Below are 12,357 nucleotides of genomic sequence, written 5' to 3' on the forward strand. Positions count from 1 at the left end.
GCATGACGGCTGCGCTCGCGGCCTTGCCCCACTCACCCACGGCTGTACCCCGTCCCCACATGAGCACCACCATCCGATACGACGACCTCGTCGAAAGCGTGGCCGCGGCCCTGCAGTACATCTCCTACTACCACCCGGCCGACTACATCGCCCACTTGGCCCGCGCCTATGAGCGCGAGGAGTCGCCGGCCGCCAAGGACGCCATCGCGCAGATCCTGACCAACTCGCGCATGTGCGCCGAAGGCAAGCGCCCGATCTGCCAGGACACCGGCATCGTCAACGTGTTCCTCAAGATCGGCATGGACGTGCGCTGGGAGGGCTTTTCCGGCTCGATCGCCGACGCGATCAACGAGGGCGTGCGGCGCGGCTACCTGAACCCCGAGAACAAGCTGCGCGCCTCGGTGCTCGACGACCCGCAGTTCGAGCGCAAGAACACGAAGGACAACACCCCCGCCGTCATCCACATGGAGGTGGTGCCGGGCGACAAGGTGGACGTCATCGTCGCGGCCAAGGGCGGCGGCTCGGAGAACAAGTCCAAGTTCGTGATGATGAACCCGAGCGACAACCTGGTCGACTGGGTGCTCAAGACGGTGCCGCAAATGGGCGCCGGCTGGTGCCCGCCCGGCATGCTGGGCATCGGCATCGGTGGCACCGCCGAAAAAGCGATGCTGCTGGCCAAGGAAGCGCTGATGGAGGACATCGACATGTACGAGCTCCAGCAGCGCGGCCCGCGCAACAAGCTGGAGGAGCTGCGGCTGGAGCTGTACGAGAAGGTCAACGCGCTGGGCATCGGGGCCCAGGGCCTGGGGGGCCTGACGACGGTGCTGGACGTCAAGATCAAGATGTACCCGACCCACGCGGCCTCCAAGCCGGTGGCGATGATCCCGAACTGCGCTGCCACGCGCCATGCGCACTTCGTGCTGGACGGCTCCGGCCCGGCCTACCTCGAGCCGCCGAGCCTGGACCTGTGGCCCGACGTCAACTGGGCGCCGGACTACAACAAGAGCCGCCGCGTCAACCTGGACACGCTGACACGCGAAGAGGTCGCGAGCTGGAAGCAAGGCGAGACGCTGCTCTTGTCCGGCAAGATGCTCACCGGCCGCGACGCCGCGCACAAGCGCATCCAGGACATGCTCGCCCGTGGCGAGAAGCTGCCGGTGGACTTCACCAACCGCGTCATCTACTACGTCGGCCCGGTGGACCCGGTGCGCGACGAGGTGGTCGGCCCGGCCGGCCCCACCACCGCCACGCGCATGGACAAGTTCACCGAGATGATGCTGGCCCAGACGGGCCTGATCGCGATGATCGGCAAGGCCGAGCGCGGCCCGGTGGCCATCGAGGCGATCAAGAAGCACCAGAGCGCCTACCTGATGGCGGTCGGCGGGGCGGCCTACCTCGTCTCGAAGGCGATCAAGTCGGCCAAAGTCGTCGGCTTCGAGGACCTCGGCATGGAAGCGATCTACGAGTTCGAGGTCAAGGACATGCCGGTGACGGTGGCCGTCGATGCAGGCGGCACCAGCGCCCACATCGAGGGCCCGAAAGTCTGGCAGGCCAAGATCGGCAAGATCCCGGTCGCGGCGGTCTGAGGCCTGGCGCTCGGCCGCCCGGAGCCGGGCCGTCACTTCCGTGGGGGGTGGGGCGTACGCCCCGGGGGCGAAGATACAAGGCCCTCGCGGGGCCTCGCCTCCTCGGGGCCAAGCCCTGTCGCCGAGGCCCCCTAGCCGCCCTCCCCGGCCCCTGTCTTCAGGCCGCCGCTCGCTGGGTGTCGGCCGTCTCCTGCGGGCGCGCGGGGCCCTGCGCCGAAGCGTCGGGGCCGCCGATCACTCGCAGCACCCGTTGGGGGTACGGGATCTCGACGCCCTCGCGCTCGAACAGGTTCAGGATCGCCAGGTTGACGTCCGAGCGCACGTTGGCCTGGCCGTTCTCCGGGTCGGCGATCCAGAAGTACACGGTCAGTTCCAGGCCGTCCGCCGCGAAGCCGGTGAGATGGCACGACGGCCCCGGGTCCTTCATCACCCGTTCGACCGCCGAGACGACCTCCACCACCTTGGCGCGCAGCGCCGCCACGTCGGTGCCGTACGCCACCTGCACCACGCTTTGGAGCAGCACGTGGCGGTCGGCCAGCGAGCAGTTCTCGACGCGGGTGGTGATGAGGGTCTCGTTCGGGACGATCGACTCGCGCCCGTTCGGCGCGCGGATGACGGTGTAGCGGGTCGTGATGTCGGTGATCCACCCCTCGAAGTTGTCCACGCGCACGTAGTCGCCGATGCGCAACGAGCGCTCGGCCAGGATCACGAAGCCGCTCACGTAGTTGGCCGCGAGCTTCTGCAGGCCGAAGCCGATGCCCACCCCCAGCGCGCCGCTGAGCACCGACAGGGCGGTGAGGTCGATGCCGACGGCCGACAGAGCGACGAGCAGCCCCACGAACAAGAGCACCGCGCGCAACAGGTTGGCGCCCGCCTTGCGCAGCGAGAGTTGCTCGCCCACCGCTCCTTTCAGCAGGCGGGCCTCGACGGCGGACGAGACCCACAGCGCGATCATCATCACGAAACCGGCCGACAGCGTCCCCTCGATGATCTTGCGCAGCGACACCTGCGTCTTGCCGAACGACCACCGGATCTGATCGAGTTCCTCCATCAGCACGGGCAGCACCCCGGTGACCCAGAGCACCACCGCCAGCCAGGCCATCCACGAGATGGTGCGCTCGGCCGCGCGCACCATGCCCGAGGCCGGAAAGGCGACCGACAGCACCCGCACGCTGAGCCGGATGACGGCCAGCGACAGCAGCACCGGGATGGCGAGCCGGAAGACGGCGGGGGGCACCACCGAGGCGAGGGCCAGCTTGGCGCCGAAAACGAAAGCCAGCGCCAGCACCGGAAAGAGCACCCCGTCGAAGATGCGGCGGCCGAACCACACGGAGTGGTGCCCCGACCGCGCCCCTCGGAGCAGCCGCACGACGCCCCAGGCCAGCAGGATGCAGGCCAGGACTACCGCGAGTTCGACGAGGGCCGAGGGGCGGGCGATGGCGCGCAGCAGCGCTTCGAAGTCGGTGGTGGGCATCATGGAGGCATCCGGCGGCGCGAGCCGCCCTGGCGCGTCAGGGGCTCAAAGGATAGCGTCGGCCGCGGCCGCTGTCGGCACGCCGCACCGCCGCGCCGTCGACCCCTTCACACCCCGGCCAGCACGCGCAGGTGCGCCGTGACGCTGCGGCCCAGCGCCAAGAGGTTGTAGCCGCCCTCGAGACACGAGACGATGCGCCCCTTGGCGTACCGCTCGGCCACGTCCTTGATCCGGCGGGTGATCCACTCGTAGTCGGCCTCCACCAGACCCAGCTGCCCCATGTCGTCCTCGCGGTGGCCGTCGAAGCCCGCCGAGATGAAGATCATCTCCGGCTTGAAGCGCTCGAGGCGCGGAATCCAGATGCTCTCGATCAGCTCACGGATCTCCATCCCGCGGGTGTAGGCCGGCACGGGGAGGTTGACCATGTTGTCGGCAGCCGGGGCGTCCCCGCTGTAGGGGTAGAACGGATGCTGGAAGAAGCTGACCATCAGCACCCGGTCGTCGCCGGCGAGGATGTCTTCGGTGCCGTTGCCGTGATGCACGTCGAAGTCCACCACGGCCACGCGCTTGAGTCGCCGCACGTCCAGCGCATGCCGCGCCGCGACGGCGACGTTGTTGAAGAAGCAAAAGCCCATCGCCCGGTCCCGGGTCGCGTGGTGCCCCGGCGGGCGCACCGCGCAGAAGGCGTTGTCGAGCTCCCGGTCGATCACGGCATCGGTCGCCGCCACGGCGGCTCCGGCCGAGCGCAGGGCGGCGGCGAGCGTATGGGGGCCGATGGCGGTGTCCGGGTCGACCGAGCGGCGCTCGCCGGTGGCCGCGACCTGCTGCATCAGGTCCTTCAGGTTGGCGACGTAGGCGGCGTGGTGAGCGAGCTGAAGATCCCGGTCCTGCGCCAAGGGGGCTGCGCGGTGCTCCAGGGCCACGTCAACGCCGCTGGCGAGCAACTGGTCGTGGATGGCGTCGAGGCGTTCGGGGCATTCGGGGTGGCCGCGGCCCATGTCGTGCCGTCGGCAGTCGGGGTGGCTGAAGTAGCCGGTGGCCATCGTGAAGTTTGTCCCCGTCGAGGTCTTGAAGATTCGGTTAAGGTGCGCGGCCATGACCACGCCCTTGCATGCTCGGCTTCAGCGCCTGCTCGATCAGATTAACACGATCATCGTCGGCAAACAGGCCCAGGTGCGGGACTCCATCGCCTGCCTGCTGGCCGGCGGGCACCTGCTGATCGAGGACGTCCCCGGCGTGGGCAAGACCACCCTCGCGCACGCCTTGGCCGTCTCGCTCGGCCTGCGCTTCGCGCGGGTGCAGTTCACCGCGGACTTGATGCCCTCGGACCTGGTGGGGGTGAGCGTGTACGAGCGCGGCAAGGAGGCCTTCGTCTTTCACCCCGGGCCGGTGTTCACGCAGGTGCTCCTGGCCGACGAGATCAACCGTGCGGGCCCGAAGACGCAGAGCGCCTTGTTGGAGGCCATGGAGGAGCACCAGGTGACGGTCGAGGGAGAGACCCGGGCGCTGCCCTCGCCGTTCTTCGTGATCGCCACCCAGAATCCGAACGACCAGCTCGGCACCTACCCGCTGCCCGAGTCTCAGCTCGACCGGTTCCTCATGTGCATCACGCTCGGCTACCCCGACCGCGCCTCGGAGCGCCAGCTGCTCGCGGGTTCCGATCGGCGCGCGGCGATCGAGCAGCTCCAGCCGGTGATGACGCCTGCCGAGTTGCTGGAGGCACAACAGGCCGTGCGCGCCGTCCATGCATCGGACGCCCTGCTGGACTACCTCCAGGACCTGATCGCGGCCACGCGCTCGGGCCAGTGGTTCGTCGAGGGGCTGAGCCCGCGTGCCGGCATCGCGGTGCTGCGCGCCGCCAAGGCGCGGGCATTGCTCGACCGCCGCGACTACGTGGCGCCGGACGACGTGCAGGCCATCCTGCCGCAAACGGTCGCGCACCGGCTCGTGCCTGCGGCCGGCAGCGGACGGGGACGCGCCGAGCAGGTGCGGGCGATGATCGAGGCCGTGCCTCTGCCTTGAACGCGCTCGGCATGGCGGCCTCCCCTTTGCCGGCCCTCGACCCCCGGCCCGCGGGCTGGAGAGCGCGCGTGCGCCACTGGTGGCTCGCGCGCCTGCCGGCCGACGACGCCCTCACCCTGACGCAGCGCAACGTCTACATCCTGCCGACCGGCGCCGGCCTCGCGTACGCGGGCACGCTCGTCGTGCTGCTGCTCGCCTCCATCAACTACCAGCTCAGTCTGGGCTACCTGCTCACCTTCCTGCTCGCCGGTGCCGGCATCGCGGCGATGCACCTCACGCACGCCAACCTGCGCGGCCTGCAACTGCGCCTCAAGCCTCCGGCCCCGGTGTTTGCCGGCGAGGCGGCTCACCTGGACGTGACCCTGACCAGCCCGTCGAGCCGCCCGCGCTTCGGCATCGGCCTGCGGCCGCACGAGGGCGAGTCGGGCTGGGTTTGGACGGACGTGGGCGCCCAGGCGCAGGGGCAGGCGCGTCTGGCCGTGCGCCTTCCGCGCCGCGGCTGGCACCCGCTGCCCGTGCTCGTCGTCGAGACGCGATTCCCGCTCGGCGTCTTCCGGGTCTGGTCGGTCTGGCGACCCGCCGCCCGCGCCCTCGCGTACCCCAAGCCCGAGGAGCCGGCCCCGCCCCTGCCCGCCGGCGCCGGCCCGGCGCAGGACCAAGGGCCCCGCCGCACGGCCGAAGGCGGCGACACGGAGGGCGTGCGGGCCTACCGCCGGGGCGATCCGCTCAAGACGGTGCTGTGGAAGAAGGCGGCCAAGAACGACGAGCTCGTGAGCCGCGAGATGGCGCTGCCCCTGGCACGGCAAGTGTGGCTGGACTACGCGGCCGCCGGGGTGGCCGACGTGGAAACGCGGCTCTCGCGTCTGGCCGCCTGGGTGCTCGCCGCCGAGGCGAGGGGCGTCCTCTACGGACTGCGCCTGCCGGGCCTCGAACTCGGGCCCGACCACGGCGAGGCGCACAAGCGGCGCTGCCTGACGGCCCTGGCGGAATGGGGATGAAGCGGATGACCGGCCCGACGTCGCCTATCGCCCAGCTGCGTTGGCCCGGCTGGCGCCACCTGCCGCGGGAGACGCGCGACACGCTCTTCCTGCTCGGCGTCATCGGGTGGGTGATCGCGCCTCACGCGCTGCACCTGCCAGCGTGGTGCGTCGCGCTTGCGCTCGTGATGCTGCTGGTGCGCGCGACGCTGGCGCTCGGCCACCGGCCGATGCCGCCTCGGTGGCTCACGACGCTCGTGCTCGTCGGCGCTCTGGGGGCCACGTACCTGTCGCACGGCACCTTGGTGGGCAAGGACGCGGGTGTCACGCTCGTCGTGGTGCTGATGTCGCTCAAGACGATGGAACTGCGGGCCCGCCGGGACGCCTTCGTGGTGTTCTTCCTCGGCTTCTTCCTCGTGCTCACGCACTTCCTGTACTCGCAGTCGCTGCTGCTGGCCGCCTCGATGCTGGTGGCCGTGTGGGCCCTGCTGACTGCGGTCGTCCTGGCGCACATGCCGGTGGGCCACCCGTCGCTGGCGGCCGCCGCCCGCCTGGCGCTGCGCATGTGCCTCTTCGGGGCACCGGTGATGTTCGCGCTCTTCGTGCTGTTCCCGCGGTTCGGCCCGCTGTGGGGGCTGCCGGAGGATGCGACCTCGGGGCGCACCGGTCTCGGCAACTCGATGCGCATGGGCTCGGTGGCCGAGCTGGCGTTGGACGACGGGGTGGCCATGCGGGTGCGCTTCCTCGGGGCGGCGCCCCCGCCCGAGGCGCTGTACTTCCGCGGGCCGGTGCTCGCCGCCTTCGACGGCCGCGAGTGGCGCCCCCTGCGCGAAAGCGCCTGGGAGCCGGCCCAGCGGGTGCCGGCCGCGCTCCAGGTGGAGGGCCCGGGGTGGGCCTACGAGCTGACCCTCGAGCCGACCAAGGTCGCCGTCATCCCCACGCTGGAGGCGACGCCGCAGCTGCCCGCCTTCGACGAGTTGCAGCCCCGGCGACGAGCCGACCTGCAATGGGTGCTGCCGCGGCCGCTGATGGAGCGGCACCGCGTGGAGGCGGTCGCCTACCTGCGCTTTCGCCACGGGCCGCGCGAGCCGGTGCTGGGCCTGCAGGACTACCTGCAGCTTCCGCCCGGCTATAACCCGCGCACGCTGGCCTGGGCGGCCGCCTTGCGCCGCGACCCGCGCTATGCCCGGGCGGACGCGGACACCCTGGCCCGGGCGGTGCTCGCGCACATCCGCAGGGGCGGATTCAGCTACACCCTGTCGCCCGGGCTCTACGGAGACGCCGAGGGCCGCCATGCCATCGACGAGTTCTGGCTGGACCGCAAGGCCGGCTTCTGCGAGCACTTCGCGGCGGCCTTCGTCGTGGTGATGCGCGCGCTGGACGTGCCTGCGCGCATCGTCACCGGCTACCAGGGCGCCGAGCGCAACCCGCTGGACGGCTACTACCTGGTGCGGCACAGCCACGCACACGCATGGGCCGAGTACTGGCAGCCGGGCCGCGGCTGGGTGCGTGCCGATCCGACCGCCGCCGTCGCGCCCGAGCGCATCGAACACGCCGTCGCACTGCGCCCGGCCCCCGGGCTCGTGCAATCGGCACTGCAAGCGGTGAATGCGCAGTTCTGGCTGGATCTGCGCCACCGATGGGAGGCCCTCAACAACGCCTGGAACCAGTGGGTGCTCAACTACTCGCGCGGCCGGCAGCTCGACCTCTTGCGTCGGATCGGCTTTCGGGCGCCGGACTGGCGCGATCTGGCCCTGCTTCTGATCGGGCTGCTCGTGGCGGCCAGCACGGCCGCCGCGGCCTGGGCGTGGTGGGACCGCCAGCGGCAAGACCCTTGGGTGCGGCGTTACCAGCGGGTGCGCCGGCGGCTCGGCCGGCACGGCCTCCAGACGCCCCCGCACACGCCTCCCCGCACACTGGCGGTCCTGGCGCTCGAGCACTGGGGCGAGGCCGCCCGACCGCTCGCGCAGGCCCTGATCGAGCTCGAGGCGCAGCGCTACGCCCCCTCGTCAGCCCGGCTCGGGAGCAAGAAGACCGCCGCCTCACTCCTGTCGCGCTGGGCCCGGGCGTTCCGGTCCGCTTCTACACTGGCAGGGCCTGCGGAGGAACGCCTGCTCCAGGCCCTTGCCCAGCTGCCGCCCTTGACGCGGCCCGTCCGCGGCGGTGCATCGCCAGGCCCTGCCCCCGCTACAGTGGACGACCGGCCCGGTGTGCCGAGGCGGTCGCGTTGACGCGGCCCCGGGCCCCGCCCCATCACCTCGAATCCCACGGTCACATTCCCGTTTCCTCGCCCCCTGATGCTCCGCCCCGTCCTACCCACCCTCTCGCTGCTCCTGGCGCTCTCGCTGGGGCTCCTGCCTCCTGCCGTCTGCGCTGGCCCTCGCAGCCGCACGGTGTCCGACCAGGCCCCGGACCTCGTCACTTACGGCAGCCGGGCTGACGTCCAGGCTTACGCGGAGGAGATCGCAGCCCGCCACCAGCTCGACGCCGCCTGGACGCGTGAAGTGCTCGCGCGCGCCCGCTACGTGCCCGCCGTGGCCCGGCTCATCATGCCCCCTCCCGCGGGAACGCCGAAGAACTGGGCCGCCTACCGCAGCCGGTTCATCGAGCCGCGGCGCATTCGCGCCGGCGTCGAGTTCTGGCGCACGCACGAGCGATGGCTGAAGCAGGCGCAGGAGATGTACGGCGTGCCACCGGAGATCGTCGTCGGCATCGTCGGCGTCGAGACGCTCTACGGCCAGCACATGGGCAACTTCCGCGTGCTCGATGCGCTGGCCACGCTGTCGTTCGACTTCCCCCCCGGGCGCAAGGACCGCACCGCCTTCTTCCGCGACGAGCTCGCGCAGTTCCTGGTGATGTGCCGCAGCGAAGGGCTCGACCCGGCCGAGGTGCGCGGCTCGTATGCCGGGGCGATGGGCATGCCCCAGTTCATGCCCAGCAGCTGGAACCGCTTCGCGGTGGACTTCGACGGCGACGGCCATGCCGACCTGCACCGCAGTGCCGCCGACGTGATCGGCAGCGTGGCCCACTACCTGGCCGAGTTTGGATGGCAGCGCGGCCAGCCCACGCACTACGAGGTGTCGGTGCCCGCCGACAGGGCCCAGCTCGCCGTCCTGCTCGGGCCGGACATCCTGCCCAGCTTTTCGCCGCAGGAGTTCCTCGAGCTCGGTGCCGCCTTGCCGGAGGAGGCACAGCGGCACCCGGGGAAGCTGGCGTTGGTCGAGCTGCAGAACGGCGAGGCCGCCCCGAGCTACGTCGCCGGGACCGAGAACTTCTATGTGATCACCCGCTACAACTGGTCGAGCTACTACGCCATGGCCGTGATCGAACTCGGACGGGCCGTGGCCGCCGTGGCGGCCGCCACACGGTGAGGCGGGTCAGCAGCGGCCTCCGGCGCCCCGGCAGACGGACTCAGCGCCGGGCCGGCTGCGGCTCGAACGGCCATTCCGCCGCCTCCAGCTCGACCACTTCCAAGCCCTCCCGCAGGTCCTGTGAGGAGTCCAGCCAGCCGTTGGGAGAGCGGGTCGCCGCGTCCCTGGGAATCGGACCGTAGAGAGCCGCACTGTCCAAGGTCGAAGGAGCGGCGTCGCGGGTGACAGTGCGAACGCGGGTCTTGCCGAACTTGAACATGGGTACACCTCGATACAGCTTGAGGCTTCACTGTGCCCCGCCGTCCGGCCGGCGTCACCCCGCAAATGAAGGTGTCGATCCCTCCTCCCTGTGAGATTCCACACGAGCTCGGGCTTCAGGGCCCTGCCGGGCGGTGGTGCCAATAGCGGGGCCGCCGCTCGCGTTCGCACTGCCCCTGCCCGGAGGACCAGCGGTAGGCGCCGCAGACCGGCGAGGTGACCACCTCGACACCCCGCTCGCGGTAGCGGCCCAGCACCTCCGCCGCGGGATGGCCGAAGCGGTTGCGGTAACCCGCCTGGAACACGGCCACCCGGGGCTGCACCGCCGCCAGGAAGTCCGCCGTGCTGGACGTCTTGCTGCCGTGATGCGGAGCGAGCAGCCAGTCGGCGCGCAGCCTCGCCCCGTGCAGCGCGACGAGCCGCGCCTCTTCGTGGCGCTCGATGTCGCCCGCCAGCAAGGCGCTGTGGCGGGCACCGCGGATCCTCACCACGCACGAGACCTGGTTCGGCTTGAGGGGCGGCGCCCGCTGTGCGGGCCCGGGGTGCAGCACCTCGAACCGAACACCGTCCCACTCCCAGGCCGACCCGTCCTCGCACCGGCGATGGTGGCGCACCGCATCGAGCAACGGGTGCTCGTCCTCGAGCGAACTCCACACTTCCGCGCTCGGATAGGCCGCGAGCACCGAGGAGGCGCCCCCGGCATGGTCGATGTCGCGGTGGGAGACCACCACCCGATCCAGCCGCCGCTCGCCCCAAGCCCGCAACACCGGCACGACCACGCGCTCGCCCGCATCGCTCTCCCCGGAGTACGCCGGCCCGGTGTCATACAGCAAGGTGTGGCGCGCGGTACGCACCACCACCGCGGTGCCCTGGCCCACGTCCAACGCCCAGAGCTCGAACTCGCCCGCAGCCGGCCGAGGCTGCGGCGGCAGCAACATCGGCAACGCCAGGGGCACGGCGAGCAGCTTGGCCGAGCGCGGCACGCGCATCACGGCCAGGGCGCCTGCGGCCAAGCCCAGGCCCACCGCCCACGCCGGCGCTGCGGCCGCGAACCAGCGGGCATGCTCGAAGCCGGCAAGGCCCGTGAGCCAGGTACCGAGCCCTTGCAGCAGGGCCGAGGCGGCCCACCATCCGCCGGGCACCAGGCAGCCGAGCAGCGCCAGCGGCGTGACGAGCAGCGTGATGAGCGGCACCGCCACCAGGTTGGCCACGAAGCCGACGAGCGAGATCTGATGGAAAAAGAGGAGCCCCAGCGGGGCCAGGCCGATCGTCGCGACCGCCTGCGTGCGCAGGAAGCTCCGCAGATGGCCCACCGCCCAGCGAAGGGCGCCTTCGACCCGGGCGCCGCCGCCCAGGACCGCCGGCCGCCGTGCGGCGCCGTCTGCCCGGGTGTCGCTCTCGGCCGCCAGCAGCAACCCCACCGCACCGAAGGACAGCCAGAAACCGGGCTGGAGCAAAGCCCAGGGATCGAACAGCGTGACCACGCAAGCCGCGGCGAGGAGCACGAGCGGCCACGGCCATCGCCGACCCGACTGCTGGAGCAAGGCCACGGTCAGCAGCATCCAGACGGTGCGCTGGGCCGGCACCCCCCAGCCGGCGAAGACCGCGTAAGCCGCTGAGCAGCCGACACCCGCCCACCGCCCCACCACCGGGGCAGGGCACGCGAGCGGGGCCGCCCCGCACCGCCGCCACAGCGCCGAAGCTGCGGCAGAGGCGACCCACGCGAACATGGTCAGATGCAGCCCGCTGATGGCGACGAGATGCGCAACGCCAGTGATGCGGAAGACCTCCCAGTCGTCCTGGTGGATCGCGGACTGGTCCCCCAGCACCAGCGCCGCGATCACCCCCGCGGAGCGCTCGTGGGGCACGTCGGCGAGGATCGCTTCGCGCACCCGTTGCCGCCATCGGTCCACGGGCGTCGCGGCGTCGGCGTCCAACAGCCGGGGCTCGAACTCGCCCTTCTTCGCGCGCACATGCCCGATCGCGCCGATGCCCTGCTGGAACCACCACAGCTCGGCGTCGAAGCCGTGCGGGTTGCTCGCCCCGTGCGGTTGCTTCAGGCGCACCGTGAAGCGCCACCGCTGCCCGGGCTCCAGCGGCGGCGCCTGCCGGGGCCGCGCGGACACACTGGCGCGGTCCGCCGCGAAGCCGCCCATGTACCAGGTGAGCTGGATGCGCCGGGGGACTGGCACCGGACGGCCCGCATGCGAGGCCTCCTCCACCTCGAGGACGAAGCGCCATGCCCCCGGCGCGCGCTGCGCCAGACCGTCCACGCGGCCGACCACCGAGAGGTCCGCTCCTTCGAGCCAGGCGGGCAGACGCTGCGCACTGTGCTCGGTCGCATGCCAGCCGGCGATGCCGAAGCCCAGGCAAGCGAGGCCCGCCGGGGCGAGCCACTGCCGCCATCGAGTGCCGCGCCGCGCGAGCCACCAGAGCACGAGCCCCCCGGCACATGCGAGTCCGTACGCCGATGGCCGGTACAGCGCTGCCTGTGTCAACTGGATGCCGACGCCGAGCAGCCACGCCAACGGCATCGCCGCCGCAAACACGATGCGGCTCACGGTCCCTCCCTCGGTCGTTCTTGTCTCGGTTCTTGTCTCGCCCCCTGAGCGGCGAGTCGCCACGGCGCGGCCTTTGCTTGCCGTTGCGGTTCGGATCGCGAGATTGTG

General features: G+C 71.5%; 9 protein-coding genes. 5 read left to right on the forward strand and 4 right to left on the reverse strand.

Annotated features, from left to right (window positions below):
• Positions 1 to 59 precede the first annotated feature (59 nt).
• The gene (locus tag OMP39_RS09970; protein ID WP_264891575.1) at positions 60 to 1,586 is read left to right on the forward strand and encodes a fumarate hydratase; all 1,527 of its coding nucleotides are present in this window, start codon (positions 60 to 62) and stop codon (positions 1,584 to 1,586) included.
• Between the two features lie 157 nt (positions 1,587 to 1,743).
• Here the strand turns inward: OMP39_RS09970 and OMP39_RS09975 are convergent, their stop codons facing one another.
• Together OMP39_RS09975 and OMP39_RS09980 are read right to left on the reverse strand one after the other, a co-directional pair.
• Positions 1,744 to 3,063, reverse strand: coding sequence for a mechanosensitive ion channel family protein (locus OMP39_RS09975; protein WP_264891576.1), 1,320 nt, complete (start codon positions 3,061 to 3,063; stop codon positions 1,744 to 1,746).
• 104 nt (positions 3,064 to 3,167) lie between these two features.
• Positions 3,168 to 4,103 carry a histone deacetylase family protein gene (locus tag OMP39_RS09980; RefSeq protein ID WP_264894526.1) on the reverse strand — a complete coding sequence of 312 codons (936 nt, stop codon included), beginning with the start codon at positions 4,101 to 4,103 and terminating at the stop codon, positions 3,168 to 3,170.
• Positions 4,104 to 4,155: 52 nt separating this feature from the next.
• On the opposite strand from OMP39_RS09980, the gene OMP39_RS09985 reads away from it, so the two are divergent.
• The 4 genes from OMP39_RS09985 (at position 4,156) to mltB (ending at position 9,430) form a co-directional block, all read left to right on the forward strand.
• Positions 4,156 to 5,082: an AAA family ATPase gene (locus OMP39_RS09985; protein ID WP_264891577.1), complete on the forward strand. Its 927-nt coding sequence runs from the start codon at positions 4,156 to 4,158 to the stop codon at positions 5,080 to 5,082.
• Between the two features lie 11 nt (positions 5,083 to 5,093).
• Positions 5,094 to 6,080 (forward strand): DUF58 domain-containing protein, encoded by a 987-nt coding sequence (locus OMP39_RS09990; RefSeq protein ID WP_264891578.1) that lies wholly within the window; start codon positions 5,094 to 5,096, stop codon positions 6,078 to 6,080.
• The gene (locus OMP39_RS09995) at positions 6,077 to 8,290 is read left to right on the forward strand and encodes a transglutaminase TgpA family protein (RefSeq protein ID WP_264891579.1); all 2,214 of its coding nucleotides are present in this window, start codon (positions 6,077 to 6,079) and stop codon (positions 8,288 to 8,290) included. Before OMP39_RS09990 ends, OMP39_RS09995 begins: the two co-directional genes overlap by 4 nt.
• A gap of 66 nt (positions 8,291 to 8,356) precedes the next feature.
• Positions 8,357 to 9,430 carry a lytic murein transglycosylase B gene (gene mltB / locus OMP39_RS10000; RefSeq protein WP_264891580.1) on the forward strand — a complete coding sequence of 358 codons (1,074 nt, stop codon included), beginning with the start codon at positions 8,357 to 8,359 and terminating at the stop codon, positions 9,428 to 9,430.
• A gap of 40 nt (positions 9,431 to 9,470) precedes the next feature.
• Here the strand turns inward: mltB and OMP39_RS10005 are convergent, their stop codons facing one another.
• Both OMP39_RS10005 and OMP39_RS10010 read right to left on the reverse strand, forming a co-directional pair.
• The gene (locus OMP39_RS10005; protein ID WP_264891581.1) at positions 9,471 to 9,689 is read right to left on the reverse strand and encodes a hypothetical protein; all 219 of its coding nucleotides are present in this window, start codon (positions 9,687 to 9,689) and stop codon (positions 9,471 to 9,473) included.
• 115 nt (positions 9,690 to 9,804) lie between these two features.
• A complete protein-coding gene (locus tag OMP39_RS10010; RefSeq protein ID WP_264891582.1) occupies positions 9,805 to 12,249 on the reverse strand; it encodes a DNA internalization-related competence protein ComEC/Rec2 in 2,445 nt (814 codons plus the stop codon).
• Between the last annotated feature and the right edge of the window lie 108 nt (positions 12,250 to 12,357).

Source organism: Schlegelella aquatica (genome assembly GCF_026013905.1).
In the GTDB taxonomy this organism is placed as follows: Bacteria; Pseudomonadota; Gammaproteobacteria; order Burkholderiales; family Burkholderiaceae_C; genus Caldimonas; species Caldimonas aquatica.